The organism is Streptomyces sp. NPDC026417 (assembly GCF_055567695.1).
On the sequence record NZ_JBVHPY010000116.1, the window covers coordinates 1 to 1778 of the forward strand.

Genomic DNA, 1778 nt, shown 5'->3' on the forward strand with positions numbered 1-1778 from the left:
TGCGCAAGGTGCTCATCGCCAACCGTGGCGAAATCGCTGTCCGCGTGGCCCGGGCGTGCCGGGATGCCGGGATCGCGAGCGTTGCCGTGTATGCGGAACCGGACCGGGACGCTCTGCATGTCCGTGCTGCGGACGAGGCGTTCGCGTTGGGCGGTGACACCCCGGCCACCAGTTATCTGGACATCGCCAAGGTGCTGCAGGCCGCCAAGGACTCCGGAGCGGACGCGGTCCATCCCGGATACGGGTTTCTCTCGGAGAACGCCGAGTTCGCCCAGGCGGTCCTGGACGCGGGTCTGATCTGGATCGGCCCGCCCCCGCAGGCCATCCGCGACCTGGGGGACAAGGTCGCCGCCCGGCACATCGCCCAGCGCGCCGGCGCGCCGCTGGTCGCGGGCACCGCGGACCCGGTCTCCGGCGCCGAGGAAGTCGTCGCGTTCGCCCGCGAGCACGGCCTGCCCATCGCGATCAAGGCCGCGTTCGGCGGCGGCGGACGCGGCCTGAAGGTCGCCCGCACCCTGGAAGAGGTCCCCGAGCTCTACGACTCCGCCGTCCGCGAGGCCGTCGCCGCGTTCGGGCGGGGGGAATGCTTCGTCGAGCGCTACCTCGACAAGCCCCGCCACGTGGAGACGCAGTGCCTGGCCGACACCCACGGCAACGTCGTCGTGGTCTCCACCCGTGACTGCTCCCTGCAGCGCCGCCACCAGAAACTGGTCGAGGAGGCCCCCGCGCCCTTCCTGTCCGACGCGCAGGTGGAGGAGCTGTACTCCTCCTCCAAGGCGATCCTGCGCGAGGCCGGCTACGTCGGCGCCGGCACCGTGGAGTTCCTGGTCGGCCTGGACGGCACGATCTCCTTCCTGGAGGTCAACACCCGCCTGCAGGTCGAACACCCCGTCACCGAGGAAGTCGCCGGCATCGACCTGGTGCGGGAGATGTTCCGCATCGCCGACGGCGAGGAACTCGGCTACGGCGACCCCGCCCTGCGCGGCCACTCCATCGAGTTCCGCATCAACGGCGAGGACCCCGGACGCGGGTTCCTGCCCGCCCCCGGCACCGTCACCGCCTTCACCCCGCCCTCCGGCCCCGGCGTCCGCCTGGACGCCGGCGTGGAGTCCGGCAGCGTGATCGGCCCCGCCTGGGACTCCCTCCTCGCCAAACTCATCGTCACCGGCGCCACCCGCGCCCAGGCCCTGCAGCGCGCCGCCCGCGCCCTGGAGGAATTCACCGTCGAGGGCATGGCCACCGCCCTCACCTTCCACCGCAAGGTCGTCACCGACCCCGCCTTCGCTCCCGAACTCACCGGATCCGACGCGCCCTTCACCGTCCACACCCGATGGATCGAGACCGAGTTCGTCAACGACATCCCCGCCTTCACCACCCCCGCCGAGAGCGACACCGACGACGAGAGCGGCCGTGAGACCGTCGTCGTCGAGGTCGGCGGCAAACGCCTGGAAGTGTCCCTGCCCTCCAGCCTGGGCATGTCCCTGGCCCGCACCGGACTCGCCGCCGGCGCCAAACCCAAACGACGCGCCGCGAAGAAGTCCGGCCCCGCCGCCTCCGGCGACACCCTCGCCTCCCCCATGCAGGGCACCATCGTCAAGGTCGCCGTCGAAGAAGGCCAGGAAGTCAAGGAAGGCGACCTCGTCGTCGTCCTCGAAGCCATGAAAATGGAACAACCCCTCAACGCCCACCGCTCCGGCACCATCAAGGGCCTCACCGCCGAAGTCGGCGCCTCCCTCACCTCCGGCGCCCCCATCTGCGACATCAAGGACTGACCCCAC

At 71.0% G+C, this 1778-nt stretch carries 1 protein-coding gene; it reads left to right on the plus strand.

Features of this window, described 5'->3' with window-relative positions; genetic code table 11:
- A partial coding sequence (locus ACZ4NT_RS39285) for an acetyl/propionyl/methylcrotonyl-CoA carboxylase subunit alpha (RefSeq protein WP_467730222.1) occupies nt 1-1772 on the plus strand: 1772 nt, incomplete at its 5' end.
- Nucleotides 1773-1778 lie beyond the last annotated feature (6 nt).